This is a genomic window from Candidatus Omnitrophota bacterium (assembly GCA_028693815.1).
Classification (GTDB): Bacteria; Omnitrophota; Gorgyraeia; order Zapsychrales; family Aceulaceae; genus Aceula.
Genome location: JAQUUP010000014.1, coordinates 1 through 23,492 on the forward strand (window position 1 = coordinate 1; position 23,492 = coordinate 23,492).

The following is a 23,492-nucleotide window of genomic DNA, read 5'->3' on the forward strand; positions in this document are numbered from 1 at the left end:
ATTGAAAGACCTTTTAAAATTTATTAAAGAAACAGTAAATCCATCTATAAGAAATACTCGAGAAAAGAAAAACTACACCTCTAAGCAACTTCCTCACATCATTCAAGCAAGATACAAAAATAATAACAATTATTTAATTCTTTTTACTGAAGAAAGACCTAATTAACTTCTGGAAGATTTATGAAAAAGAAAAAATACTTAATATCCATCGTGATGGCGATACTCTTCTTATTCTGCTCCTTTAATTACTGCTACGCAAACCTGAGCACCTACGGATATGAGAAAGTAGGATTCCGCTGTGGCATCTGGGATGGAATAAGGTCTTGCATCACGTTACCCTTGAGCGTTTTTCTTCCTGATAGTTTTTGGGTCTTTAACACCAACAACAGTGGCTTTATGTATGGACTCGGTTTCTTCGTACCAGCAATATTATTATGGAGAATTACAATACCTCTGCTTATAGGCGCTTGGGTAATAAAACTGTTCTTGATTCTTTTCGCACTTTGCCTTACACTTCTGTTTCACTAACCCCAATATTCCAAAAATTATTATAATTTAGTCTGAAGGTTTATACATATACTAAGGTGCCCTTGGGGTGCCTATGGCTTCTTTAGGAATTAATATTAATGGTTTCCCATGGTGCCTACTTGATACCTTGTTCTCCTCGAGAAACACATACTACAATGCCCCTCAGTCGCTCTAGGTTAAGCCTAGATAGACGCTGTTACTCTAGCAATACATTCTTATGGCTTAAATAATAAGGGCTTTAAATCGCTTCCTAGACGCTGATTGAATAATAAATAAACGACCGATTTAACATGTGTTTATTCTTCTATGTGTATTATGCTATTAAAACAGATACCCTTTATTTATTCTAGGTATATAACTGCGGGAACATTCTTTTTGTTTCTTCATCTGAAATAGTAGGCTCGCTGTCTCTAAAAAACGCAATTTCTACGACATGGTCGCCTGATTCTTTTCTTGTGTCTACTTCTGCATCAACACGCTTTTTAAGCATACATAGCTCTATCGTAGACATAGTTTTTACATCTACGCCTTCAGATTGATTATTATTTATGGCTACGAGAGTATTATTCCTAGAGCCAAGCTGCCCTGCTAGCTCTAAGATTGTTCTTTCTAGCTTATGCTTAGTCGCAATGTCGTTATTCGTCCATGTTTTCTTATTTTGAATGTATTCGAGAGACTCTTTTGTATTTCGGATTGCTTCTTCTGCTAAAAGTAACTTATCATCAAGCAAAGACTCTGTGACCTTTTCAATCTCTGCTTTGACGTTACCATGCGTTACCAGTTTATGTGCCATCTGTCTTATTGCTCCTTTTGTCTTTATGTTGGGATAAGATTTACGTACTGCTTCACTACCATTCATTCCGTTAGAGAGAAATTCTGAAACGAATAGTCTTTGCTTATATGTTAATTTAGGCATTGTTCTTTTTTTACCTTTGGCGATTTATTTCATTTGGCGGTTTATTTATACAATGGTGCGTTTTATTTTGAACTTGCTCTTTGCTTTTTGAGACATCAGTGCCCTTTGTGCAGTAAGATACTTGTTCATATGAATAGGATTGACTACGCCTGTTGAGGTTAAGGGGATTCTTGTTCCATCTATGAGTGTTAAATATTTAGGTTTTATAATTATTTTTTCTTTCTAATTGGCGATTTTGGCATATGGGGTCAGCATGAAACCAACCCCTAGCCTAGGAGGGTTAGGCTATTATGCCTACTTGGAATAAACTACTTTCTTGTTTCCCTTACTTTTTACAATTTCTTTTTTGGTTTCTTTTCTTACACGTGCAACCGAAGGTTTTGTTACTTTTGTTTGAAATATTTTAGCCATTAGTTTTTTCCTCTCTGTTTGTTGATGGGTTAATCATCCATGGATTAACTTTTCTGCCTTTAGATACATCGGTCGGTTCTGGAATTCTAACTTGCCAAACATCTTGTTTATTGGTCTTGATTTGTTTTTTCATCTGTCTCCTTTTCGTATTGTTTAATAATCGACTCAAACTCCTTTTCAAAGAATATCTTCAACAGATGGCTCTGTAGTAAATATTCGGAATACCAAAATTGCATTGCGTCTGGTTCTTGGAATTTATTTATTCTATTCATATTCTCCTTAATCGCTATTAGCAAATTTACCACTTAGCTCCAAAAACTTTTTCAGTATTCCTAAGAGCTTCTTGCCTATCTCTTTCTTCTTCATCTTCAGGTTCTTCTTTAAATTGTTTAAGCAATCTCTTTTCTGATTCTAAGAGTGAACTTCTTATAGAGTTATCTTTATGCTTACTGTCTTCTTTTACTCCTTTACCTAATACTTTTCCATTACCTACTAAATTACATTCTCTATTACCATTACTTGCTATATTACTATTACTATTACCTATGACCCTTTGAAGGTGCTTCGAAGCTCCTTTGAAGGTGCTTACTTCTAATCCAATCAACTGCTCTATTTCTGGAACATTAAACTTGTTGATGTGTTGCTCAATATATTTCATTGCTCCTTTATGTGCAGGGTTGCTTAACTGCAAAGGAATATTGCTTTGAATAAAAAGATAGTCTTTAATCCACACCAAGCCTGAATTGTCATTTGAACAGATATAATGCACCTTTAAATCTTTTAGAGCCTGCTTTATCTCTTCTAATGAAAGACCTGTCATATAAGAAATATGCTTTTCCCTAAGCTCAATAAATCCACCAAGGTCTGCTCTTTCTATTAGATATAAATAAACGAGCTTTGTTGGTGCTGGAAGGTCTGCAAACCATCCCGATTCCCACTTGTCGGTATCAGTAAATCGTCTTTTCATGTTGCATCTCCTAATCTGTTGCTTTCTCGTTCGCTCTTACGCTGACTTGTTATTCGTTTGACATTCCTAGCTCTTAATCCTTTGGCTTCTTGTACCCTTTCATACTCAATCAAATCTCCAGCCTCAAGACACTTAAATGTGTCCTCTAGGTCTGAGAAATGTATGAATACACTTGAGTTATCTTTCTCAAAACAGAAGCCATAGCCTCTAGCCTTTGAATACCAACTAACCTTGTTTCTTTTTCGCTCTGCCATCATTCGCTCCTTGTAAATTATCTCTCTACTTATATACATTCGGTTGTAGTTTTATGGCTCATTTTTGACTTTATATCATTTTCAAGAGCATCCTTTAAATTTCTAAGACCTCGACCCTTGAAATCTATTCTTTCTTTGAGCTTTAGCTTTACATGTCTCCATGTCTCATAAACTGCTCTTCTTCGAGATTCTTCATTTGCCTCAGAACGTCCATATTTCAACGGCTTAATCTTAACTAGACAAATCTTTGAGTTTCCAATCGAAAACTCCATTTCTTGTTCTGCGTCATATAAATAAGAATATCGACTTTGGTCGCTTAAAAGATAGTCAATAGCCTTTGACGTTAATTCACCGTAATCATCCAAAAAGAATCTTCTTTTATTCTTTCGAACTAACTTTCCGTTTCTTTGGTACGCTAGACTGTCCATGACATCTGACAAAAGAGCTTCCTGTAAAGATGTTAATCCAAATCTTTTCTTTGCTTCGTAGTTAAGAAGATATTCAAGGTAGGATGCGTCTCTAGGGTCTGGGGGTAACTCTGGTGTGCTTGATTTCTTATAATCTTTTTCTGCTAGTTCTTTCTGTGCTGCTTTTATTTCTGACAAGTCTTCATCTTCGTGATTAAAGCAATATACTTTATTGCCTTCTTTGTAGCCGCCTTCAAAGTCAGAGACACGCCATTGTCGTTCAATCTTGTCTTTTAATGCTTCTTTGAGTTTCTTGCAAAGAATATATGAACCACCTTTAACACCTGCAATATTTTTCTTTATCCAATAAAATTCTGAACGCTTATACTTTCCTCTGTCATCTTCATGCACAAACTTGAAACATTCTTTATCGATGTTTCCTTGATAAGAACACATTGAACACATTCGTTCACTCATTACATACCTCTCTCTTACAAAGTTATGCCCTCACAGAATTAGTCACCAAATGGTCACCAAAACCATGTTCAAAAACCATGTTTCTATTATTTGAAATTAACTGAATTGGATTGAATTGTATTACTTTGTGGACGAGAAACTACGAATAAGCGGAAATTACGAATAAATACTAAAAGGTGGATGTATACTCCCTCCTCCAGCACCATCTAACATTACTTCTAAATAAAAACCGACGCAAAACCTCACAAAACAAAGCTTTGTTCGTCAACGTAAAAAATATCTTTTAAATTCTAAATTTGTAAAATATCAAGAATGTCTTTAAACATAATTCTTGGATGGGGAGACTGTCTTTTAATTCTCAGACTAACTGGGATTTCTTTAATAAAAAGATTTTTTTTAAGAGCAACTGCGTATAATTCAGGAAAAATAGCTTTTTCCTTTGCTTTTAAATTAAGATCTAAAATCTTCTCTCTGCGCAAGAATACCATTGCAGATTCAAGATCTTTTACATTATTATTTAGAAAAACAGAACATAAGAATCGATATATTGAAAAAATAGGACGCAATTTTATATTCTTTGACGTGTTGGGATCAATAAAGCGAGAAGCAACCAAAATATCGAAATCTCTAATTTTATCTAAAATAGAAGAAAAGCTATCAAGATCGAAAGGCAAGCCTGCGTCTAAATAAACAACAATCGTTCCACAAGATTCAGAAATAAGATCTCGAAAGGTCCTTCCAAAACCTTCATGCTTTCTATGAAAAATACCTTTAACCATGCCATAACGAAAAGAAATTTCTTTTATCAACTCTGTACTTCCATCTCTACTCGCATCATCGCAAAGCAAAATCTCGCATTTCAAACTCATGTTCTTAGCAATATGCTCAAGAGCATCGCAAAGATATCTAATCTCTTTTTCTTGATTATAAATAGGAATAATAAAAGAAATGTCCATAAATTCCTAGATCAGCCTAACTCAAGTTGATCGATAATTTGTTTTTCACACTTTAGTTGTTGCTGTTTAGCAACATCAAAAATATAATCTGACGTCAAAATAGCATCGTCAGGAGACATATCTAAAAGCATCAATCCTGTAGAATAATACGTTTTTTGATTCTCCGGAGAATACTCACACTTTTTCTGCCAAACAACCTTTGCCAAAGCAAAAATAGGATTCTTTTCTTCTGAAATACCAAACTTAACGCTCAATTCTGTTCCAACTTCAAGAAGATCTTTACCAATAATTTGCGCACCGATAGAGCTAATATCTGCAGTGTACGCTTCCCCTTTGATTTCTGGATTTCTTACAGATTCATAAGAAATTTTAATTGATGTCTGAACGCGAAAAAGTTTTCGATGCTCAATTGTTCCCATTTTCCTTGGTCTCCGTTACTAAAGCTTAAATTTTCTTAACCAAAATGTATTATACCTTAAAACTAAAACGAACCAAACAAAAAACAAGCATCTTCGCACACTTAACAAAATTGTTTTTTTCCTCTAATTAAGCTATACTATTTAATATAACAACAGGAGGAAACATGAAAAAAATATTTCTTACTTTCTTACTTATCTCAACGGTATTTACCTGCCAACAGTCTTATGCCCAAAACTTAAAAATAATCACGCTCAAGGATGGATCTATAATTAAAGGTACCGTCGTCGGTCTTAGCAATGGAGAATATTCCGTTCAAACATCCTTTGGCACAATACAAGTAGAAGATACCAATATCGCAAGCATATCAACTAAAGCAGAAGAGCCTGCTAATACCCTTCTCGCTTCAGATGATCAAATGGCTCAATACGAACAACAAATTCTTGGCAACCCTCAAGTCTTGTCCGAGATTCAAACAATCATTCAAGATCCCGAGATCCAAGCAACACTTTCAGATCCTGCATTTGCTCAAGCAGTCATGGCTAAAGATTTACAAAAAATTCAAAATAATCCAAAATTTCAAAAACTCTTAGCAAATCCTAAAATGCAAGAACTTATTGGCTCGGCTAGTCAAATTATAAAATAATCACGCCCTTTTAATTCTTTTCGGTGTTCACGTAACGAAGCTGGCCACATGCAGCACTGATGTCCTGCCCTCTAGCCAAACGTGTCGTTACAAGAATCTTTCTATCCTCTAAAATCTTCTTAAAACGAAAAATATCATCACGACCCATCGCAGAACAGCCAGGAATATCAATTTGATTATACGCAATCAAATTAACCTTGCAAAGCATCCCCTTTAAAAGGCTGGCTAGATTTTCAGCATCCCGATGACTTGCATTTAATTCTTTGATCAAAACATATTCAAAGGTAATTTGCCGCTTTGTCTTTTGAACATATTCTTGACATGTCTTTAAAAGTTTTTCTAAAGGGTATTTCTTGTTTACAGGCATGAGCCTATTTCGAATCTTGTTATCCGATGCATGCAAAGATATTGCCAACTCAATCTGTAGACCTTCTTGCGAGAATTTTTTAATCTCTGGAATTAACCCACACGTAGAGACCGTGATTCGCCGAGCAGCAATACCAAATCCTTTGGGGTCATTAATAATCCTTATCGCCTTTAACACATTGTCATAATTATCAAACGGCTCACCAATCCCCATAAAAACAATATGCGTAATTTTTTTTGATAAATCGTGTTTCTGTGCAGATAAAATTTGATTAAGAATTTCACTACAGCTTAAATTTCGCAACCAACCATTTTTCCCGCTTGCGCAAAAAAGACAACCAAACTTACATCCGACCTGTGTCGAGATACATAGCGTTAGCCTTCCTTTGGCTGGAATCAAAACACTCTCAACATATTGATTTGCGCCAACTTCAAACAAAAACTTAGCTGTTTGGTCCTTGGATATTTGTTTTTTGTAAGGAGAAAAAATAGAGAATGTAAAATCTTGACTAAGCTTTTCTTTCAAATCAGACGATACATTGCGCATCGCATCGAAACTATCTACTTTTTTATCATAAATCCATTTGAAAATTTGTTGTGCACGAAACGATTTCTCACCTACACTTTTAAGGTAAGTAGAAAATTCATCTAAGGTTAGATCTTTAATATCTTTTTTTGTTGTTGAACAACAACGCATGAATTACCGATAACTAAATTTTAATTAACGATCTTTTAGAAAAATTATTCCTCTTCGATAAACTTTCCGATCCTGCGAAAACGCTCATAACGAGCATCTAAGAGTTCTTTTTTGGATAACTTCATCAATTCTTTAACATGAACAATAGCAGCCTTCTTGATGCCTGCAGCCACAGCCTCTGGATCGCGGTGAGCTCCGCCTAAGGGTTCTTCAATGATCTCTTCAACCATTCCAAACTCAAGCAAATTTTCGCCCATAATTTTAAGTGCTAAAGCAGCATCCGGCGCCCGAACGCTATTGCGCCAAAGAATAGAGGCACAGCCTTCAGGCGAAATAACAGAATAATAAGCATGTTGTAAAATAAGGACTCTGTCCGCTACACCAATACCTAAAGCACCTCCGCTTCCACCTTCGCCAATCACAAAAGCGACAATCGGAACTGAAATCCTTGCCATATCCATTAAATTTTTTGCAATAGCCTGCGCTTGCCCTCGCTCTTCAGCACCAACTCCAGGATAAGCTCCTGGCGTATCAATAAAAATGAGAACAGGCAAATTAAACTTTTCAGCTATCTGCATCAAACGCATTGCCTTTCGATACCCTTCAGGATGAGCACAACCAAAATTACGCAAAACATTTTCTTTAATATCACGCCCTTTTTGATGACCGATCACAAGAAATTTTTGCTTATCAATGGTCGCAAAACCAGCAATCATCGCATAATCATCAGCAAACAATCGATCGCCATGAAGCTCTACAAAATCTTCTGCAATTAATCGTATATAATCAAGTGTGTACGGTCTATCTGGATGGCGAGCAATCTGGATGCGCTGCCAAGGGGAAAGTTTTTGATACACATCCACTCTCATCTTGGAAAGCTTATCTTCAAGTTTCTTGATTTCTGGTAATAAATTAGCTTTTTTATCGGAATTAAAACTTCTTAATTCATTAATTTTATCTTCCAGCTCACAAATAGGTTTTTCAAAATCTAATCGACTCATACGTCCCCTTATAAAAATAAAATATTCTTTTTAATCAACAATAGTTACCTTGGTTCCAAAAGGCAAAAGATCATAGAGCTCTTCGACCTCATCATTACGCATACGAACACAACCTGCCGTTACTTGCTGGCCCAACGCTTCTGGCTCTGTTGTTCCATGAATACCATACCCAGGAATATCAAATCCCATCCAACGGGTTCCTAGAACGTTTTTTGGACTGTCTGGAGGAATGATTGCGCCACTTTTAAACCACACAGGATCTATCAATTTTGTTTCGATAACAAACGTCCCCACAGGAGTTGAATTATTTTCTCCCGTTGATACTGTATATGTCTTAACAATATCATCACCCGCTTTTAATATTAACGTATTCTGTGATTTATCGACAAGGACACTAAACTCGCTAGTCCAAATACGCAACCTTTGATTAAGGCGAATTGTGTCATCTTTAAGATTATTGCTTTTCTTGATCAACGCGATTGTACAATTATATTTCTGGCCAATCTTCCCAAGCGAATCACCTTTTTCGACGATGTGAATAACTGTCTGCGGAGTTTGAACGTTGGAAAGAATAATTTTCATGTTCACGTCTTCTAATCTTTTTTGAACATCTTCAATCTGATCAAAATCAAAATGCTCGCTCATCATTTGATCATAAATCGTCTTAGCCTCAAGCCAATCATTATTCTTTTGTAGCTCTACTCCTTTTTCGTAAAGAGCAAGTGCTTCACTTGAAGAAGATCGATTTTTTTTAACAACAGTAGTCGATGAACGAGGAGTCGAAACAAGCTTTAAAATTAAAAGAAAAACAATGACACCTGCAACAATCAATAATTTCTTTTTCACAATCACCTCTCTAAATTAAACCCATATTTTTTATTAAGAATTACGGTATCTACGATTTAGATTTCAAAACACAATTAAAACTACAACTTATAATAAAGAAAAATAGAAACAACAAGCCCTAAAACTGATCCAGCGAATACCTGAATAGGTGTGTGGCCGATAAGTTCTTTAAAATATTGAGGTTCAACCTTACCGCGCCAATAAATATCATCCAATATTTTATTAAGAATTTGTGCCTGCTGGCCTGTTGCCCAACGAACACCTTGTGCATCAAACATCGTCACCATTGCAAAAACAGCCGACAAAGCAAATGTTACAGAATCAAAGCCTAAATGAATTCCACAAGTCGTAGCTAGCGCAGTAACACCAGCCGCATGACTCGATGGCATTCCGCCTGTTCCAATAAACCACTTAAAATCAAACTTTTTTTGATTAATAACGCCTAAAATAACCTTGATTGTCTGCGCAAGAATCCAAACAAGAAGCGTAACCACAAAAACTTTATTGGAAATAACTTCCTGAATAACGCTGTTCAAAATTTCCCCTTTTTTAAAATTCTCTAAAAACCATTGATATTAATTTATCATTATAGATTTTAGCCCTTTAAAAAGCAAGGTCTTTTCTCGCCTTTATATATCATTATAAACTATTTCTATTAATAATAGTATTAAATGCAGATTTTCTTAAAAAGTTAAGATTTAGGAATTTGATCGAATAAATCTTCTGCACTTGAAAGATTTATAACAGGGATAATGCTGATAATAGTAGGGATAAAACCTGGAATCTGATCAGGAGAAATCTGATCTAACCCTTCTGGAGAAGAAAAATCCAACATATCACCTTGAGTCTGAATATCAAGACCTTGTGCATCCAAACGAATACCGCCAACTTCAGAATCTCTTGGCGTGAAAGTATTTTTTGGCATTATGTCAATAATCGAGGATCCTTTTTGCAAAGATGCATCACCACCGCCAGAATTTTGCCCGATTTGATCCTCATACTCTTCTGTATAGGCTCCAAAAATTCGCACATCTCCCCCGCCAGAAAGAGCTTGTTTAAGTTCAGATAGTATATCTTTATAATTCTCGCCGTTAACCTCATAATAAACATTGCCTGCTTCGAAAGCAGAAATCAAACTATACTGAGGAGGATAACCATCTCGATATTCGGGATAATTTTCTTTTATCACTTCATTAATTTCATCAATTTTTTCTTTATAATCTGGATCAACTAGCTCTCCATCCATATCATAAAAACGTTTTGTTGTTCCTGCTTTCTGATCAATGACAATAACTTCTTTAAGAAAATTATTTTTTGTTTCAGATTGAATCGATCCACCATCTTCTTGCTTCACACTTCCTGTAGCGCCTGGAACAACTTCTACGTCAAATTCTATAATTCTTCCGGAAGGATCAACAAAATAAACTTTTTCAGGAACAAAACCATCTTTAATGGGAACAATCTGATCTTCTTTAATTAAATCATCGAGCAGCGGATCAAGAGCCTCAAAATAATCACTTTTTTTACTCAAATAAACCATTTTTGAAATATCTCCTGCGCTGCTCATAGACAGCTGAGCAAGAAGGGAAAGAGCTCTCCCATAATGGTTCATCGAAAATAAGCGAAATTTCTCAATATCAAAATCTAATATCTTATCTTTAATTTCTTCATTAGTCATTTCATACATCTTTGAAATATCTTGACCAAACGATCCCATCAATTTTAAATGAATTCCTTTTTCTTTTATTTTCCTTAACGTTGTTTTAAAATCATCCCCTCCAGACAAATCTGTCGTCATCAAATCACCTAAAACCCCCAGCACTGGAGTCGCTTGTGTATGCTGATCCATGGAATTAACAAGCATATCCACTGCTTGGTCTATTGCCTGAAAATTTGGCGTGTTGCTTCCTGGCGTGATCTCATTATCAAGAGCCTTAATCTGCTCCTTAAGATTATACGTATTAATGCTTTTCACTTTGCCATCTGCAATCACGACTAATCCTGGAATAATACACGTCTCATGAAGAGCAGTTAAGCGTTCCTTTAATTTTCCGAGATCTCTTTTAAACTTACTCTCATAAGAACCGCTTGCATCAATGACTAAAACAAGAGTCTTCTTTTCTTTATTCCTAACAATAGGCACTTCTGATTTTTCTGCAACAACGTGAAGCGTTCCTTCTTTTTTACCCAAAATAGAAGAAGGAACAAGAATTTCTCCTGTTTCAGAATCAATATTTAAAGCTCCTCCTTGTTTTATTTCTCCTTCTGCTCTTGCTGTTTCCAACAAACGATCGAACTCAGATCCTTCTTCTTGACCTAATTGAGTTCCATCCGCTCGAAAAGAAAAAGATCTTTTTTCTCCTAAAAGACTAACCGTGAGATCTTTAGGCGCTACATTCTCCGGAAAACTTATAGAAAAAATAGGTTGTGCAGTCTTAAAAACCTGATCCCCAAACCCTTTATAATCAGACTCTTGAATATGAACATGTGGAGCATTATATTCTCGCAATATCTTAATCAAAGGCGGCGTTTTCCCTTTGTCTCCTACATTCAAAATATAAATTTCTTGTCCCTTTTCTCCAGCCTGATCAATAATCTGGAAAATGTCTTTTCCGCCTACTCTAAGGGCAAGAATCTCATCTGCAGATAAAGGAAAATTTCCATCTGTTGCATAATCTTGCCAGGCATCTGTTGGAAAATAAATAAGAGCACCTTCAGGCTGACTCATGCTTAAGCTATCAAGCTTTTCAATAAAAGGCGTATTCCCATAACCTGCTTTTCTTAAGAAATCTGATTTCTCTAAGAAATCTAAGAGTTCCTGAGGACTCATACTCTCAGGAATTTCTATGCTTTTCTTTCCAACAACCGCAACTGAAATTCTTATATTATTAATCTCTTTTTCTTTAAGCTGATTTGCTAAATCAATAAGACTCTGCCTTTGAGCCTCCGCCATTTCTTTTGTAATAGACCCTGTCCAGTCCACGCCAATAGCTACTTGAACCTCATCGGCCTTAAAATCTACAGAAATATTTTCTGGTGCAAATTGAATCGTGTCAAAAAATACATTCTTATCGGATGGAAAAACAAGATTATCTCCTTGAACCTTGACAAAAGCAGCAGAATCTACATCATTGTTATCGGAGGTTCCAGAAAAACCAAATTCTCTAAGCTTTCCAAATAAACAAGCACGAAAGAATTTCTCAAAGTCTGGATTACTTGACAAAGGATTAAGAAAAAGTCCTGGGGCAATATATTGATCAAAGATTTCTTGCCCTCCCTTATCGAGCTTATCTGAACCTTTTCCAGATTTGTCAACAAAGAACCCTTGACTATCCTCTCGCGAATTCCTCTCATAGCTAGTCCACTCAGAAAAAATCCTTCCTGACGAACTCCATCTAACACCAAATACGCCCCAACCTAAATTACGAAGTCTTAAAAATAATCTTTCCTTGCCCTCAAATGGATCGTCTTCAACCTGAACATCAAGCGCGGCTAAAGCCTTAGATTCCCTGCCTTCTCCTTCTTCTCTAATCGTAAATCTGATAGCTTCCGGCTTCGATCTCAACGTCTTTTTCTCTAAATATATCTTAAGACCGTGCTTCACCAATAAATCATTTATAAAATTTATATATGCCATTGATTTAGAAATAGTTTTTTGCTGCTCTTTAGAAAAGTCTTCATACGGATCGTTTTCATCGGAATCCTTAGCTCCGAGATTCGATTCGCCAAAGACAGCTGTCTTCACTCCAGAAATTTCCTCTATACTCTCACCAGGCTCTAAATAGCGATATGCCCCGTTAACAAGAACAATGCTGCCTTGTTGATTCGACCCCATAGAAGGAACTAAACTTAAAGCTGACAATATTCCTGTCAAAGCAGTCTTCATTATTGATTGACGATTTGAAAACATCGCAGAAAAATTATCCGCAATTTCCATCTTCATGCTAGCAATAGAAATCCGAGAATCTCTTGCCCAGCGGCTGGCCTTCTCAGAAAACTGATCAAAGCGTTGTATCTGGCGAACAGAAAAATCATCAAGCTGTTTTCTTATTTTCTTTAAATCTGAAACAATAACCGACGAACCTCGATATGTCAAACCACCAGAAAAATATTTACGAGGAATATTCTTGTTCGTATATTGATCATATTCAATCTTTACATAATCACACACGCCTTTTTGAAATGCTTTAAGATATTGATCATAAATTTTTTCTTTTATTTTTTTGTCTTCAATGTTTACGCCTAATATTTTTTTCTGATCAACATACACACGATTCAAAAAAGACTGCTTTAAATTATTCTTAAACCATGTCGCCAAAGCCCATGCATAAGTCAGCTGTCTTAAAGGGGCAAAATTCTTTCCTTCATTAATTTCTTTTTCGATCTCAGGAATAACAATTTCGCGCATGATTTCAGAAGCAATCAAGCTTTTAGAATTCGTATCTTCTGGCTTATAATTCGAACTTTTTGTCATGGCCAGATAATCTTGCTCAAGCATAACCTGAAGATGAACATCCGTCAAATACGCCGTATCTCCATCTTGAAAAACAAGCGCCTTGTCAGGAACAATCCAAACTTTGTTAAACGTATTAACAGGAATATTTGTTGTTCCGTATTGTTCATAAGCTTTTTTGTACACTTTGCTCCAAAACTTCTTTCCCAAATCATCTTCTGGATAAATCAAAGACGCTGTAATTTGCTTTAAAAAATAATCCTGGGCCAACATATCTCTGCCAAGCTCTGTTTGAGCTAATGAGTCAGGAATAATACGATCCTCTTCATGTGGAGATAAATTAACCCACATGTCTTTTTCCGGCATGGTCAAAGAAGTTAAGAAATATCGAATATTTTTTTCCGTTTCTTTCTGGAGCTCAGCCCCACTCAATCCAGTATTTCCGCTATCAACCATAAAATCAAATTTTAAAGGATTGTCAGGATAGATTTTAATACCACGAAGTAAGGTAGGAACAAAATTAGGGCTCACAGAAACCATCGCCCCTGGAGCTGGAAGCCCAAATACTCCTTGGGCCAAGGCTTCACGCGGAATAACGACTGTAGAAAGAAAACAAACCGTTATAAAAATAGCTATAATTTTCTTCAAAATATTCAATTCTTTCTCCCATGGCAAAGAAAAATTATTTTCTCAACATACTAATTTAGAATTACTATACACAACTAGTGTATATTTATATATAAAGTATAGCCTATATATACTTAGATTAAAGGGGGTTTGGGGTGTTTCGAGAAAGCGGTTCCTTTAAATGAGCAGATATTTTATGTCATAGCATGACATAAAATATAGGCCAAAGGCCGTCTGCGAATTTACTCCGCGCATAAAGTGCGTCGGAGTTCTTTCCTCCATGGAGCATATCGGGGTATCTATCAGAATTTACTCCGTGCACAAAGTGCATCGGAGCTCCTTTTACGCGAAACGTATCGGGAATCCTTCTCTCCAAAACTCCCCCACCTTAAACACCCCAAGTTTTAATCTTGACGAAAAGCTATTTTTTATGCTAATTTAAATTAAAATAAAGACAAACAAACACATCTAACGAACGCAAACTCTGATGCTCTCAAAAATCTTTAGTTTTGCCCTTTCAGGCCTAGAAGCCATCCCCATTACAGTTGAAATCGATATCTCCCGAGGCCTTCCCTCTATCGTTGTTGTTGGTCTTCCAGACAATGCCGTCAAAGAAAGCAAAGAACGCGTTCGCTCTGCAATCAAAAATAGCGGATACAAATTTCCAGCTCAGCGCATTACGATTAATCTTTCTCCGGGTGACATCAAAAAAGAAGGTCCTTGTTTTGATCTTGCTATGGCTTTAGGGATTTTAAGCGCCACAGAAACAATCAATTCCTCTTCAATTAAAAAATATGTTATTTTAGGAGAACTTTCGCTAGGTGGAGAAGTTGAGGCTATCAAAGGCTCTTTTTCAATCGCGATGCGCGCATCTAAAAAGAAATTTGGCGGCATTATCGTTCCAGAAAAAAACGCTCACGAAGCAGCTCTTGCAAACAACTTAGATGTTTTTCCAGTCAAAACTCTTGCTCAAACAATACAATTTTTACAAGACCCTGATTCCATCAAACCTTTTAAAATTGATATCCAAAAAACATTCAAACAATCCAACCAATATGATATTGATTTTAGCGAAGTTAGGGGCCAGTCGCACGTTAAGCGAGGCCTCGAAGTCGCAGCGGCCGGTGGACACAACGTCCTTTTGATCGGCCCGCCTGGAAGTGGCAAAACAATGCTCTCAAAAAGACTCGCCACTATTCTGCCAGACCTAAGTTTAGAGGAAGCTTTGGAAACAGCGCAAATTCATTCGGTATCAGGACTAATGGAAGAAAACTTAAAGAATATTGGAACGCGTCCTTTTCGCTGTCCTCATCACACAGCAAGCGATGCCGCCCTTGTCGGAGGAGGAACCATTCCAAAACCTGGCGAAGTTAGTCTTGCGCACAACGGCATTTTATTTTTAGACGAGTTGCCTGAATTTAATCGAAACGTCTTAGAAGCTTTGCGTCAACCACTCGAAGATCATTGCGTACACATATCTCGTGCTCACAAATCAGTAAAATTTCCTTCAAAATTTATGCTTGTTTGTGCCATGAACCCGTGCCCGTGCGGCTGGTACACAGACCCAAAAAAGGAATGTCATTGCACTCCTCAAAAAATACAAAAATATCTTTCCAAAGTCTCTGGCCCTCTTTTGGACCGCATTGATATTCATCTAGAAGTCCCTTCTTTAAAATCACAAGATCTTTTTTCTCAAAGGACAAAAGAGACGTCAGCGGATATCAAAAAAAGAGCGGTCAAGGCTCGAAGAATTCAACACAAACGTTTTAGTGGAACAAAAATATTTTCTAACGCGCAAATGCAACATCGTCAAATCAAAGAATATTGCTCAGTCTCAGAAGAATCTCAAGATCTTTTAAAAGTTGCGATCGATGAGCTGGGCTTATCCGCACGCGCTCATGACAAAATTCTCAAAGTCGCACGAACTATCGCTGATCTTGATCAGCAAAATCAAATTTTACCAGAACACATCTCGGAAGCGATTCAATATCGTTCTCTAGATCGGATATGGTAAAATCTTTAAAAAGGAAATATTGTGGAATACTTCAAAGCAAAAAAGCTAAGTGAAAAACTAGGACTAACATTTGCCACTATTCATTTCTCTTTTATTTTTTATATTGCTTATAGCATATTAGTTGGAAGCGAGCCAGATTGGGCAATGTATTGGCTACTTCCTTTCCTTGTCGACCTACCTTTTTCGCTTATTGGCTATTTTCTCATGCCCGCCATATGTTCACTTATTTCTCTTTTTAGCTCAATCACAACTTCCTTCCCATACCCAATGAGCGATATAAGCAACTACTTGGGATTTTTCTTTTTCTTTGCTATCTTTGGAACGCTGTGGCATTTATTTTTACCTGTCATCATTGCCAATCTTCTAAAATTAGGCAAAAAGACGCCTATATTAATTTTAGCAGCTTATCTATTCTGTACACCATATGCCATTATTTGTTTTTTTAGTATCACCATGGGCATTCATCTTATTAGCGCTATAAAATAAAAAGACAACAGCTTTTATAGATTTAAGTTAGGATATTTAAAAAGGCTTTAACATAACCGTTCACACTCCCGGAGTGTGAACGGTTTCGAATTCTAAAGATACGTGCCAAATTAAGTAACTATTTTCTTTTTCCATAAAAACACTTTGTCTTTTGGGCGGACGACAAACGGCAGCTTAATGCCAGCCGCTTCTCCTTTTTTGGCCTCTTGGATGGATTTGTGATCGGTTTGCATCTCAGAAACTTTGCAACGATAGGCAGGTGTTTTTTCTCCTAAAAAAAGAATTGTGTCGCCTTCTTTTATGCTTCCTGTACGCACCCGAATATCAACAACGCTTAAATTCTTAGAAGATTTTTTGTAACCATAAAACCTGGTGTTAAAATAGGTCGATGCTCGCAACAATTCTTGACAAAAACTTCTCACAATAAGGATATTCTTCAAACGGATTAACAGCAAATAAGAAACTATAAAGTTGATTATTGTTGACAAAATAATAATCGGCCAATTTCATCTCTGGAATGCTTTCAGAATACCCCTCCACTTTAAGGGCTAATTTTCCTGCAACCATAGTCTCTTCAATCTTAAATCCATCTTTATACCCACCAATGACTTTGAGATTTTCTTTTGTTAGCTGATCAATAGAATTAACAGGATCTTCGGATTTAGCAATTGTTAGCGTTATCTCCGGATCCCTGCTAACAAAAAGCATAACAGCATTTTCGTCAGTCTGCACTTCCCAATTGGAATTACACAAAAACTTCACGCCAAGTTTTTGATCTGAACAAATTTGAAGATCAGAATCTTTTTCAAAGCTAAGATCTTCTTTTTCAACAGATTTAAACGTTATTTTCTCAATATTTTCTGCTAAGCCCTCCTGTAGAATCTCAGCAAAACAAGGAAGCGAAGTAGAAAAAATGATTATAAAGAAAATGATTTTTTTAAACATAATTATTTAACTCCTTATTGTAACTACATAAACGCTAACATGTTCTAAAATAAAAATCAAACATTATCTAAAACTGCAAATAATCACGCTGCATTTAAATTCTTTTTCTTTGAAGCAACGAGTTCTGACAAACCATGCTTAATCCACCAAGCCGCATATGTAGAAAATCGATATCCATTTTGCGGATTAAAACGATCCGCGCTTTCAGAAAGCCTATTAATCCCTTCCTCGATAAGTTCAGATGCCAGGATTTCATAATCAGAAAAACTTCTTGCGATATCAATAACAAGATTTAAATTCGATCGAATCAGTTTATCTCGAAACAGATCATGTCCTGACGATCTGATGCTAAGAGCAGGTCGATCTTCTTGGGGAAAGTTTAACATGCATTTCACTTTTTTCATATAATATCCTTTCTTTAATTTGTTTCAATTTCTAAACCACCAAAAAAACTTACAGCCTTATTAAACGAAAAAGCCACCACACACCCAACAATAAACCCTGCAATAAAATATAAAATAGGAAGAAATACGATAAAACTTAATGACACAACCGCAGCCTCTAGAAAAGAGGCTCCTTCTGTAAAAAGTTGTTCACCTAAGAATATCACACTAAAGAAAAAAGACACAACAATGCCAATAATTCCATGAACAAAAGCTGATATCTTTGCTAGTGATAAGATAGATATTTTTGTAATTTTCATTTCGTAAAAATCCTTAATAAAGAAATTTTAATTGGAGGTCTGATAGCTCAACTTTTCTGATGTGCAAAACATATTCTGCAAATACGCTGCGGGATTAACAATAGGCATAAACTGTAAAATTTTGAAATCAAAACCTTGAAAATTATTTAATGGAAAGTTGATCATCGGTACAGCTGGTCTCAAATAGTCTGGGCCTTCAATAATCTCGACTTGAAAAGATGCCTTATTCAAATCAATCCCCCCTTTTTGGCTTAAAGGCTTGCTCTGAATATTTGATGAGGATTTTGAAGGCTGTCCTTGTGGTTTTAAATCCACGACATTTTCTTTTTGTGAGAAATCAAACGTTGTTTTATCTAAAGCTTGTGATGCATCTAAGACGTTACTATATCCATTGCCATTAAATCCATTCTTTGGACGCGTTAGCAAAGATTCTATCTGCAGATAAATAAATAGACCAAAAATAATGCGAGCATCATAAATAAGGCCTAAGAAATAGAACATATAAAAATAAACATTGTTCATTCTCCAAAAAATTGTCCGAATGTTGTGCCAAATATTAGCCGCAGAATGTTTTGCTTTTGTGCGCGCTTTAAGCGATGCTTCCTTAATAAAATTTAAATAATCCCGTCGAAGCTGATTATGAGCCTGAAGAGGCATAACCCAATAAACAATAGCAACCAAAACAACGAAGATTCGATCAATTGGAATTGTCTGCGTAATAAATTCAAAATAGGGAACAAAAAAAGCAATCGTCATCAAAGCAATGTTTGCCATCATCTGCCACATCCGCTCCATGCGACCGTAAAGCTCACCTGCGATAATACTATTTTCTTTAGGGAATTGATATGAAAAGAAAATACGTTGAACATTATTAAACATTCTTTTCTTTTTTGAAGCTTGTTTTAATTTCGGAAGATTTAAGATCTCCTCCTCAATTTGGCCAAGGTCTTTGGTGGCATTCTCATGCTTCTTGATTGATTTTAAAAGGTTGTATCTTGCCCACGTATAATAAAACCAAAAAGCAAAAACATTGCGCAATGCTGTTGCAGGAGAAAATCGATAACGATGCCCATAGGCATGGCTATCTTCATAAAAAAATCCTTTATAGGTATCTGCCGTTGAAAACTCACCCATGCTATTTCTTACGTCATTTTCGTAAAATTTTAGAAGCCAAAAATATTCTACATATTTGGAAGGCATGCCTTCAATATCTTTAATCTTTTCCCAGGTTTCAAGTGCAAGGCGGCTAATTTTTCTTGAAAGTTTTGCATTTTCACGAAATTTCTCAAACTCAAACTCACCATCGCGCCTAAAAGCCCGAGAAAAAGATATAATAGAATTTAGTACTTCAAAATTCTTAAAATCTTCTGAATCTAAATACTTTTGCCAAATATTAATAAAGTTGCGGGCAATATCTTTTTCAATATCAATAACAGCAGGCTTTTCTTCACCCGAGAAATAAATCTCAAGTTTTTCCGTTTGAGATCCATTAAAAGGTCTTTTGATTTTAACAAAAAACCTTGATGATATGACAGAAACGTTGATGTTCTCAGGAAGAATCATTGACCCATCGCTAAAACTAAAACGTATCGCTCCTTGTTTAATAGATTTTTCAAGAGCCTGTCGTGCTTCTTTGGAAACTTTACTTTTTCGATTTAAATGTGTTTCGAGCTTTAAGCTTAATTCGACTTCTTTGGGTCGGGCAACGGCCGTGACATCAAAAAACTTTTTAGCGCGCAAAATAAAACGAGAAGGTTTGATGTTATTTAAAATATGACTGCCTAAAAAATCTAAAAATTTTTGTTTTTGAGATTTTTGTTTTTCATCCGTTTCAAGAAAAGAAATGTATTGAGAACTATTAAGAAAATCATCCCTTTGAAAATCTTCATCAATCTGGTTAATTTGATTTTCATAAAAATTAAATTCTTTCTTAACTTTCTTTTCAATATGCCAAGGAAGCCAGGCATAAAAAACAACAAAACGTAAAAAAGCCCAAAATGCCAGCCCCCATTTGATTGTACCTAAACCTGTCAAGAGTGAGAAACCAGCCACTAAAACTAATAGAAACTCAACAATTTTTTGATGTCGTCTAACAAGATCTCGTCCAACAATACTATGGTTTTTTGGATTCTCTCTAGAAAAGATATGAGACAGCCAGTTTCGCGTATTTTCAGCGACCAAAGACTCTTGTTGCTCGATTTTTTTCTCTACAATATTTTGATCAACAAAATCTTGTGTTTGCTTCTTAAAAAAACTAAATTCTGAAATCATTGGCATAGCCAAATTGCGCATACGATTCAAGCAGTACTCTGTTCCCGAACCAATGCGAGCAAGCTTATCAATCCTAAAGTGTCCTAAACGTCGATTTAAGCTGTCTTCCCTTGGCAAAAACCAGATACGTAAACGATACATAATAGAACTTAGACCCATTAAAAATCTGAATCGATTGCTGCGTCTTGCGAGACTAATAAAATACTCAAGCTCATTTTGAGCGTTATCCTGTTGTTTTAAAACTTGTGCTGTGCGAATAGATAAATCTCGGATATCATTATAAGCTGCGATCATATCTCGATTAAAATGGCTTAAATCTGCCTCCGATGTTTTCTCAAAACGATGAACTTTCTTTATCAAGGTCTCAATCTGACTTTTTGATAGTTCTGTTTTTTTATCAAGAAGATTGCCCCAATAAATCGAAAGCTCATCGGTGGCGCTGTGAACAAGGGGGATAGAAACTGTTGAAATCTTGCCAGATCGATTACGATATTTCAAATTAACAATATCACCTTTACGCACACAATTTGGAGCTTCTTTAGGAATTTGAAAATGAAGATGAATATTGCGTCCTTCGATCTCTGAGGACTTATACTCAAGCTGAATCGGTCTTTCTGAATTTGAAAAAACAACTAAATCATTATTTTTAATCAAATCTAGAATGGCCTTGGCCAAAAGATCATTTTTATTATACTTTTTACTAACACGATCACTCATTTTAATCGTGACATCAATTTCATCATAGACTTGGCGAGCAAGGATGTCTAAGCATCGACTCAAAAAAGGAATAACAGATGTTCGGTTTACTGATTTAAATGGATGTCTGTCTCCACCTTTAAGGTATTGATTGAAAAACTTTAAGAAACTATGCTTAACTTTTAGCTCTTTACGCCCAAAAACAACAGTGCTGTGAAGACCGGCTGAAAAAATAATGATAAACCAGTTAATAAAATTGCTTAGTTGATCTCGCCAACTAGATTTTTCTTTCGCTTGTTGTGATGAGCCAGAAGAAGGTTCTTCTGTTCGAGCTGTATCTTGCACGCTTACAGCTATATCTTGTTTTAAATCAATGCTCTCTATTGTATTCTGGCTAACAGGCTCTGAGGCAAGGTGATGACCAGAGCTTGCACCGTTAGAAACAGAACTCCCTTGAATTTCATCTTCTGGGTCTGGGCCATCAGAGCTAATAATGTTTTTAGAAAAAATAGATTTCTTTACTTCTGGCCCAATTACGCCATCCTGAAAAAGGCCATGTTTTAACTGATAAGCAATAACCATCGTTTGTGAATCCCAAGCATATGTGTTTACTTTAAGATTTTTATTAAAATTACGACGAAAATATTCTTTATCGATTTTATATTTCTGGCCTGTTTGAGGGTTGGTCTTTCCATCTAAAGACTCAATATCCTCAAGTGTAATAGTTTCCTTGATGGCCTTGATTATCTGCTGATCTTCAACAGAAAGCTTATCCCCAAGCTTTAATGTTTTTGTCTCATCAACAACTTCGATCTTGGCTTTTTCATTTTGATCTGTCACTAAACCCAGTGGAGCGCTAAAGAACGGCAAGAACATTATCATTAAAAAGAAAGTGCCTCTTTTCCAAACCTGACTAAAAGAACTAGGAAATATTTTTTGTGTGACAGCAACAGGTGAAGCTGCCTTGACTGAAACAGGTACAGAGTTTTCAATCTCAATAATAGGTTTTGCGTCTAAAGAATGATGTTCTGCTGCATTCTTAAAAGATGGCATCAAAGGGTTAAGTTTAACTTTAAGATAAGTTAAAACACCGTTAAGCTTTTCAATAAGAGAAACAATGCTTGGTGCTGTAATTGAAATTGTTTTAAGCCATCTTCGTGTTTGCCCGATATCAAAACCGCCTGAAAAATACTGTCGCGGAATATATCGTCCAAGATTCTTATCTTTTTCAATTCGAATATAATTATAAGCACCTTGTTTAAAGAATTCTAAATACTGATTATAAATTTCCTTATGGGCCTCTTTTCCAATAGAGTCAATTCCCTTAATTTTGCTTTGATCAGCATAGATTTGATTAAGGAGACTCTTTCGAAGTTTTTGCTTAAACCAAATGGCCAAAATAAGAGAATGATAAATCTGTCGTAAAGGCGCAAAATGCCTCCCCTCGTTGATTTCCTTTTCAATTTCCGGAAGAATCACTTCTTTGGCAATCTGCGAAGAAATAGAGCTAATCTCTTCATACTTTTCATTACCAATATTATGAACCTCAATTTCTCTATTTTTATTTAAGGACAAATAATCTTGCTCAAGCATCACCTTTAGATGACTATCAGCAATAAATGCTGTATTGTTAAACTCATAAACAACAGCACGATCGGGAACAATCCATACTTTGTTAAATGTATTTACCGGGATGTCGGTTGTTTGGTATTTTTCGTACACTTTTGAATATAAACGCTCCCAAAAAACCTTTCCTAAATCTTTTTCAGGATATGTCAAAGAAGCTGTTAGCTGCTTTAAAAGCTGATCTTGCGCTAAAAGATCATTTCCAACCCTTGTTTGACTTAAAGGTTCCGGAATGATGCGATCTTCTTCATAAGGTGAAAGGTTTACCCAGAGATCTTTCTCGGGAATCGTTAAAACAGCGAGAAAATACTCAACAAGACTCTTAGCTTCCCTTTCACGCACAGCTCTTTTGTCTTCTGTGTCAATAAGAAAATCAATTTCAAAAGGATTTTCTGGATTAATTTGGATTGCCCGGAGAGAAGGACGAGAAAACGGAAATGACGGCATAAGTAGATTCGATGCAGGCACCGATACCTGCGGATTGGCGTAAGCCTTAGAAACACGCACAATGTCTGGTAAAAGACAACTATCAAAAAAGAAAAATAGAACTAAAACACATACAATTTTAAACCATGGTCTAGCTGACTGGCGAGAAAAAAAACTTTTTGTTCGGCGAGATGAATCATTAAAAAGATGATTCAAAATTCCTTGATCAAAACATAATCCTCTTGGCGCTCCGAAGATCTTTTTTTGTCCTTCGGCATTAAAATTCATTTATAATATCTCATTCATAACAGGGATTAATATATTCTAAAGCTTTGCTTTTAAATAAATTATACAAA

Annotated in this window: 20 protein-coding genes; 3 read left to right on the forward strand and 17 right to left on the reverse strand. The window is 35.9% G+C overall.

Annotated features, from left to right (window positions below; genetic code table 11):
* Nucleotides 1-874: 874 nt before the first annotated feature.
* The 7 genes from PHY73_05685 to PHY73_05715 form a co-directional block, all read right to left on the reverse strand.
* The gene (locus tag PHY73_05685; protein MDD3375195.1) at nucleotides 875-1,444 is read right to left on the reverse strand and encodes a terminase small subunit; all 570 of its coding nucleotides are present in this window, start codon (nucleotides 1,442-1,444) and stop codon (nucleotides 875-877) included.
* Between the two features lie 403 nt (nucleotides 1,445-1,847).
* Nucleotides 1,848-1,988, reverse strand: a complete 141-nt coding sequence (locus PHY73_05690) for a hypothetical protein (GenBank protein ID MDD3375196.1) — start codon at nucleotides 1,986-1,988, stop codon at nucleotides 1,848-1,850.
* Between the two features lie 165 nt (nucleotides 1,989-2,153).
* Nucleotides 2,154-2,822 (reverse strand): hypothetical protein, encoded by a 669-nt coding sequence (locus tag PHY73_05695; GenBank protein MDD3375197.1) that lies wholly within the window; start codon nucleotides 2,820-2,822, stop codon nucleotides 2,154-2,156.
* Entirely contained in the window at nucleotides 2,819-3,076 is a 258-nt protein-coding gene (locus PHY73_05700) for a cold shock domain-containing protein (GenBank protein MDD3375198.1), read from the reverse strand. Before PHY73_05700 ends, PHY73_05695 begins: the two co-directional genes overlap by 4 nt.
* A gap of 29 nt (nucleotides 3,077-3,105) precedes the next feature.
* The gene (locus PHY73_05705; GenBank protein MDD3375199.1) at nucleotides 3,106-3,960 is read right to left on the reverse strand and encodes a hypothetical protein; all 855 of its coding nucleotides are present in this window, start codon (nucleotides 3,958-3,960) and stop codon (nucleotides 3,106-3,108) included.
* A gap of 290 nt (nucleotides 3,961-4,250) precedes the next feature.
* Nucleotides 4,251-4,916 carry a glycosyltransferase gene (locus tag PHY73_05710; GenBank protein ID MDD3375200.1) on the reverse strand — a complete coding sequence of 222 codons (666 nt, stop codon included), beginning with the start codon at nucleotides 4,914-4,916 and terminating at the stop codon, nucleotides 4,251-4,253.
* An 11-nt stretch (nucleotides 4,917-4,927) separates the two neighbouring features.
* Nucleotides 4,928-5,335, reverse strand: a complete 408-nt coding sequence (locus PHY73_05715; GenBank protein MDD3375201.1) for a PilZ domain-containing protein — start codon at nucleotides 5,333-5,335, stop codon at nucleotides 4,928-4,930.
* Nucleotides 5,336-5,499: 164 nt separating this feature from the next.
* Between PHY73_05715 and PHY73_05720 the strand changes: the two genes are divergently transcribed.
* Complete coding sequence (locus PHY73_05720; protein ID MDD3375202.1) at nucleotides 5,500-5,979, forward strand: hypothetical protein; 480 nt, start codon at nucleotides 5,500-5,502, stop codon at nucleotides 5,977-5,979.
* A 10-nt stretch (nucleotides 5,980-5,989) separates the two neighbouring features.
* Here the strand turns inward: PHY73_05720 and rlmN are convergent, their stop codons facing one another.
* The 5 genes from rlmN to PHY73_05745 form a co-directional block, all read right to left on the reverse strand.
* Nucleotides 5,990-7,042 carry a 23S rRNA (adenine(2503)-C(2))-methyltransferase RlmN gene (gene rlmN / locus PHY73_05725; GenBank protein ID MDD3375203.1) on the reverse strand — a complete coding sequence of 351 codons (1,053 nt, stop codon included), beginning with the start codon at nucleotides 7,040-7,042 and terminating at the stop codon, nucleotides 5,990-5,992.
* 44 nt (nucleotides 7,043-7,086) lie between these two features.
* Nucleotides 7,087-8,043, reverse strand: a complete 957-nt coding sequence (locus PHY73_05730; GenBank protein ID MDD3375204.1) for an acetyl-CoA carboxylase carboxyltransferase subunit alpha — start codon at nucleotides 8,041-8,043, stop codon at nucleotides 7,087-7,089.
* Between the two features lie 30 nt (nucleotides 8,044-8,073).
* Nucleotides 8,074-8,889, reverse strand: a complete 816-nt coding sequence (locus PHY73_05735; protein MDD3375205.1) for a L,D-transpeptidase family protein — start codon at nucleotides 8,887-8,889, stop codon at nucleotides 8,074-8,076.
* Nucleotides 8,890-8,969: 80 nt separating this feature from the next.
* The gene (locus tag PHY73_05740; GenBank protein ID MDD3375206.1) at nucleotides 8,970-9,425 is read right to left on the reverse strand and encodes a divergent PAP2 family protein; all 456 of its coding nucleotides are present in this window, start codon (nucleotides 9,423-9,425) and stop codon (nucleotides 8,970-8,972) included.
* A gap of 155 nt (nucleotides 9,426-9,580) precedes the next feature.
* On the reverse strand, nucleotides 9,581-13,990 hold the full coding sequence (locus PHY73_05745) for a VWA domain-containing protein (protein ID MDD3375207.1): 4,410 nt from the start codon (nucleotides 13,988-13,990) through the stop codon (nucleotides 9,581-9,583).
* 466 nt (nucleotides 13,991-14,456) lie between these two features.
* Between PHY73_05745 and PHY73_05750 the strand changes: the two genes are divergently transcribed.
* Nucleotides 14,457-15,983, forward strand: a complete 1,527-nt coding sequence (locus PHY73_05750; protein MDD3375208.1) for a YifB family Mg chelatase-like AAA ATPase — start codon at nucleotides 14,457-14,459, stop codon at nucleotides 15,981-15,983.
* A gap of 21 nt (nucleotides 15,984-16,004) precedes the next feature.
* On the forward strand, nucleotides 16,005-16,469 hold the full coding sequence (locus PHY73_05755) for a hypothetical protein (GenBank protein MDD3375209.1): 465 nt from the start codon (nucleotides 16,005-16,007) through the stop codon (nucleotides 16,467-16,469).
* Between the two features lie 110 nt (nucleotides 16,470-16,579).
* Here PHY73_05755 and PHY73_05760 read toward each other — a convergent pair whose 3' ends face one another.
* The 5 genes from PHY73_05760 to PHY73_05780 form a co-directional block, all read right to left on the reverse strand.
* Complete coding sequence (locus PHY73_05760) at nucleotides 16,580-16,867, reverse strand: EF-Tu/IF-2/RF-3 family GTPase (GenBank protein MDD3375210.1); 288 nt, start codon at nucleotides 16,865-16,867, stop codon at nucleotides 16,580-16,582.
* Complete coding sequence (locus PHY73_05765) at nucleotides 16,845-17,414, reverse strand: hypothetical protein (protein ID MDD3375211.1); 570 nt, start codon at nucleotides 17,412-17,414, stop codon at nucleotides 16,845-16,847. Before PHY73_05765 ends, PHY73_05760 begins: the two co-directional genes overlap by 23 nt.
* 83 nt (nucleotides 17,415-17,497) lie before the next feature.
* Complete coding sequence (locus PHY73_05770) at nucleotides 17,498-17,818, reverse strand: sigma-70 family RNA polymerase sigma factor (GenBank protein ID MDD3375212.1); 321 nt, start codon at nucleotides 17,816-17,818, stop codon at nucleotides 17,498-17,500.
* Between the two features lie 14 nt (nucleotides 17,819-17,832).
* A complete protein-coding gene (locus PHY73_05775; GenBank protein ID MDD3375213.1) occupies nucleotides 17,833-18,117 on the reverse strand; it encodes a hypothetical protein in 285 nt (94 codons plus the stop codon).
* A gap of 27 nt (nucleotides 18,118-18,144) precedes the next feature.
* Nucleotides 18,145-23,424: a hypothetical protein gene (locus PHY73_05780; GenBank protein MDD3375214.1), complete on the reverse strand. Its 5,280-nt coding sequence runs from the start codon at nucleotides 23,422-23,424 to the stop codon at nucleotides 18,145-18,147.
* Nucleotides 23,425-23,492 lie beyond the last annotated feature (68 nt).

Excerpts from the sequence above, each read along its gene's own strand:
- PHY73_05720 (MDD3375202.1), top strand. The coding sequence starts at position 5,500 with ATGAAAAAAATATTTCTTACTTTCTTACTTATCTCAACGGTATTTACC.
- PHY73_05710 (MDD3375200.1), bottom strand. The coding sequence starts at position 4,916 with ATGGACATTTCTTTTATTATTCCTATTTATAATCAAGAAAAAGAGATT.
- PHY73_05765 (MDD3375211.1), bottom strand. The coding sequence starts at position 17,414 with ATGTTTAAAAAAATCATTTTCTTTATAATCATTTTTTCTACTTCGCTT.
- PHY73_05730 (MDD3375204.1), bottom strand. The coding sequence starts at position 8,043 with ATGAGTCGATTAGATTTTGAAAAACCTATTTGTGAGCTGGAAGATAAA.
- PHY73_05715 (MDD3375201.1), bottom strand. The coding sequence starts at position 5,335 with ATGGGAACAATTGAGCATCGAAAACTTTTTCGCGTTCAGACATCAATT.
- PHY73_05695 (MDD3375197.1), bottom strand. The coding sequence starts at position 2,822 with ATGAAAAGACGATTTACTGATACCGACAAGTGGGAATCGGGATGGTTT.
- rlmN (MDD3375203.1), bottom strand. The coding sequence starts at position 7,042 with ATGCGTTGTTGTTCAACAACAAAAAAAGATATTAAAGATCTAACCTTA.
- PHY73_05685 (MDD3375195.1), bottom strand. The coding sequence starts at position 1,444 with ATGCCTAAATTAACATATAAGCAAAGACTATTCGTTTCAGAATTTCTC.
- PHY73_05700 (MDD3375198.1), bottom strand. The coding sequence starts at position 3,076 with ATGGCAGAGCGAAAAAGAAACAAGGTTAGTTGGTATTCAAAGGCTAGA.
- PHY73_05775 (MDD3375213.1), bottom strand. The coding sequence starts at position 18,117 with ATGAAAATTACAAAAATATCTATCTTATCACTAGCAAAGATATCAGCT.
- PHY73_05750 (MDD3375208.1), top strand. The coding sequence starts at position 14,457 with ATGCTCTCAAAAATCTTTAGTTTTGCCCTTTCAGGCCTAGAAGCCATC.
- PHY73_05705 (MDD3375199.1), bottom strand. The coding sequence starts at position 3,960 with ATGAGTGAACGAATGTGTTCAATGTGTTCTTATCAAGGAAACATCGAT.
- PHY73_05780 (MDD3375214.1), bottom strand. The coding sequence starts at position 23,424 with ATGAATTTTAATGCCGAAGGACAAAAAAAGATCTTCGGAGCGCCAAGA.
- PHY73_05770 (MDD3375212.1), bottom strand. The coding sequence starts at position 17,818 with ATGAAAAAAGTGAAATGCATGTTAAACTTTCCCCAAGAAGATCGACCT.
- PHY73_05690 (MDD3375196.1), bottom strand. The coding sequence starts at position 1,988 with ATGAAAAAACAAATCAAGACCAATAAACAAGATGTTTGGCAAGTTAGA.